Origin of the sequence: Microcystis sp. LEGE 08355 (assembly GCF_015207185.1) — a bacterium.
Lineage (GTDB): Bacteria > Cyanobacteriota > Cyanobacteriia > Cyanobacteriales > Microcystaceae > Microcystis > Microcystis panniformis.
The window spans coordinates 1-3,446 of record NZ_JADEXI010000498.1 but is presented as its reverse complement, the minus strand read 5'-3'; the positions used below and the strand labels follow the sequence as shown (position 1 = coordinate 3,446).

2 protein-coding genes and 2 pseudogenes are annotated in these 3,446 nt (G+C 41.0%); 3 read left to right on the top strand and 1 reads right to left on the bottom strand.

Annotated elements, in window-relative coordinates; translation table 11 throughout:
* Positions 1-60: 60 nt before the first annotated feature.
* The gene (locus tag IQ242_RS19985; RefSeq protein ID WP_002761158.1) at positions 61-696 is read right to left on the bottom strand and encodes a peroxiredoxin; all 636 of its coding nucleotides are present in this window, start codon (positions 694-696) and stop codon (positions 61-63) included.
* 294 nt (positions 697-990) lie between these two features.
* Between IQ242_RS19985 and IQ242_RS19980 the strand changes: the two are divergent.
* From IQ242_RS19980 to IQ242_RS19970, 3 genes and pseudogenes are all read left to right on the top strand, one after another.
* A pseudogene (locus tag IQ242_RS19980) lies at positions 991-1,428 on the top strand (RNA-guided endonuclease TnpB family protein); the annotation flags it as partial.
* A gap of 91 nt (positions 1,429-1,519) precedes the next feature.
* A complete protein-coding gene (locus IQ242_RS19975; RefSeq protein ID WP_193961162.1) occupies positions 1,520-2,581 on the top strand; it encodes an ISKra4-like element ISMae42 family transposase in 1,062 nt (353 codons plus the stop codon).
* A gap of 43 nt (positions 2,582-2,624) precedes the next feature.
* Positions 2,625-3,319: pseudogene (locus IQ242_RS19970) on the top strand (RNA-guided endonuclease InsQ/TnpB family protein); the annotation flags it as partial.
* Positions 3,320-3,446: the final 127 nt, after the last annotated feature.

Genomic DNA, 3,446 nt, shown 5'->3' with positions numbered 1-3,446 from the left:
GGGGTGGGGGTTGGGGGGCCACACCCTGCCCCCACGAAAAACTTTTTCAGCAGACTCTAATTACTTATTAGGTTGGGGAGTCATGCGTAGATAGGGTTTAATTTCTTCAACTCCTTTGGGGAATTTGCTGCGAGCTTCTTCAGTGGGAATAGAGGGAACCACCACACAATCGCCACCGTCGGTCCAGTTAGCGGGGGTAGCCACTTGATAATTATCGGTGAGCTGCAACGAGTCGATCACGCGCAGGATCTCGTTAAAATTGCGTCCCGTGCTGGCAGGATAGGTAATAGTTAAACGTAATTTTTTGTTGGGATCGATAATAAACACCGAACGTACCGTCAGATTATTGAGGGAATTGGGGTGAATCATGCCGTAGAGATCGGACACTTTGCGATCGCCATCGGCGATAATCGGATAGTTAACGGTAGTGTTTTGAGTTTCGTTGATGTCATTAATCCAACCCCGATGGGATTCGGCACTATCCACACTCAAAGCGATCACTTTCACATTACGTCGCTCAAATTCTGACTTAAGACTAGCCACCGTACCTAATTCCGTGGTACAAACGGGGGTGTAATCAGCTGGGTGGGAGAACAGCACTACCCAGCTATCTCCTACCCACTGATGAAAAGAAATCGGACCTTCACTAGAATCTTGTGTAAAATCTGGAACGATATCACCCAATTGGAGAGCCATAATTGTGTCTTCCTTATTATATATTTCAAGACAAGCAACAGTTTATCACAGATGTCGGGGTGAAGACCCTTGCTTGAGCGCGACGGGATGAAACCCCGACCAGTATAAAACAGCACTTCGACAAGCTCAGTGACACGAAGCACGACATTTCGACACATTTCGACACATTTCGAGGGGCTTCAATGTAAAGGCTCAATGTAAAAGCTCAATGTAAAAGCTCAATGTCAACTGAAATCTTGACAATCCGATGCTCTACAGGTTAACTTAAAATAAGTTGTTTGAGGTCGATAAACAATGATTGTCTTAGAAATGAAAGCCGTGGTCAAACCAAGTCAGTGTTCTGCCATTGATGAAGCTATTCGTACAGTACAATTCATCCGTAATAAGGCTTTAAGGCTTTGGATGGATGCCAAGAGAGAAGACAAAATCGATAAATATTCTCTCAATAAATATTGTGCGGTTCTCGCCAAGCAGTTCAAGTTTGTCGATACTCTAAATTCTACGGACAGACAAGCATCGGTCGAACGAGCTTGGTCAGCTATTGCTCGTTTCTATGACAATTGTAAGAAAAAGGTTAAAGGTAAAAAGGGTTATCCTAAGTTTCAGAAAAATAATCGTTCTGTGGAATATAAAAACTCTGGGTGGAAACTATCAGAAGATAGAAAGAAAATAACTTTCACAGATAAGAAAAACATTGGCACGGTTAAACTAAAAGGAACCAGAGACCTAAACGGGAGCAAGTCAAAGCTGAAGAACAAATAAACTACTTGACAAAAGCATCAATTGGGTATGGGATAGAGAAAAGAGTAGGGAAAAGACAAAAATGACTCCAGAGCAACAACAAGAACTTAACCAACATATTCAAGCGATAGCCAAGATTCTTCATCAGGAAGCTGAGGCTGAAAAAATCCAAACTTTAGAGGGAATAGAGACGACAATAAGAGAACAGACCTTAAAATATATAACTCCGAAACTAGGATTTTTTTTTGTCACAAAAACGACAGGAACTCAAGCCGGGAGACCGAGAAAAATAAAAAGCATCATCGGAGAATTATGCCTGACAGAAAAACAAGCAATCCGTTTAAATATTCCTCGTAATAACCAAATTAGTCCTTACTTAGAACGCTGTTGTTTAAGAGCTAGTGCCAATGTTTCTTATGAAAATGCCGCCAGAGATATTCAATTTTATACAGGGATGAAGGTCTCGGCTAGGACTCAACAACGATTAGTCCATCGCCACCAATTTGCCGAAGAAGAATCAGGAAACCCCGTTCAAGAAATTAGTCTAGATGGAGGAAAAGTGCGCTTAAGAACCGAAACTAAGGGAGAGGCTTGTATCTGGAAAGATTATCAAGCAATCTGTGTTGATACTTTCCTAAGAAAAGCTTGGTTTGGAGAGAATGAATCGTTAATATATTGGGTTAATCAACAACCTTTATCTGACCCCCTTACCTGTTTGGGAGACGGACATCCCGGTATTTGGAAAATTGTGAAAAACTGGGATTGTCCAGGAGAAAAAAGAGAAATACTTGACTGGTTTCATTTGGTAGAAAATCTTCATAAAGTCGGCGGTTCAGTCAAGAGATTGAAAAAAGCAGAAAGTTTATTATGGCAGGGCAAAATTGAGGAAACAATAGCATTAATCTCTCCTTTAAAAAACGAACGAGCTGAGAATTTCTGTCGTTATTTAGAGATTCATCGTCATCGAATTGTTAATTATAATTACTATCAACAAGAAGAGATTTGCTCTATTGCTTCGGGAGCCGTTGAATCCACGGTTAAACAGATTGACCGACGACTGAAAATTTCTGGAGCCCAGTGGAATGAAGAAAATATCCCTCAAGTGCTTAAACACCGCTGTGCTTACCTAAATAACAGTCTTTAGCTATTGAATAGTATTTATGTTCTGACAAAACTGACTTGCTCCCGACCTAAACTTTTACCCTCTAGACCAAATTAAACGAGTTAGGATTGTTAAACGAGCAGATGGTTATTATGTCCAATTCTGTCTCAGCGTTGATATTCGGGAATATGCTAAACCCCTAGAACCAACTAAAAGATGTGTGGGATTGGATGTAGGTTTAAAAGTTTTCTACGCTAACAGTGATGGAGAAACGGTAGAGATACCGCAATACTATCGTAAGGCGGAAAAAAGATTAAATCGTCTGACCCCCCCCTTGCCCCCCCGACGTCGGGGGGGTTGGGGGGGTTAAAAAGTTTAGAAAAGGTCAACCCCAATCAAACAACTACCAAAAAGCTAGAAAGAGATATGCTAGAAAGCATTTAAGAGTAAGTAGGCAACGTAAAGGCTTTGTCGAAAAAGAGGCATTGCGCGTCATTAAATCTAACGATTTCATCGCTCAGGTCAACTTAAATATTCAAGGCATGGTAAAAAACTCTAGACTAGCTAAATCTATCAATGATGTTGCTTGGTCAACTTTTCGGCAATGGTTAGAATATTTTGGTTTTAAATATGGTAAGGCTACAGTAGCAGTAGCCCCCCCATAACACGAGTCAAAATTGTTCTAATTGTGGTCAAAAAGTCCCTAAATCTCTATCTACGAGAACCCATATTTGTCCCGATTGTGGCTATGTAGAAGATAGAGATATTAACGCCGCTATCAAGTGCGATTCGTTCAGTCGAAACCTAGAAATAGGGGGATGACTGGCCTCTGTTGAGTAACCCTAACTGGGTTGAGTACGCACTTTAATCCTCAGCAGATGACAACTTCATAACCTTGTAAGTGAGG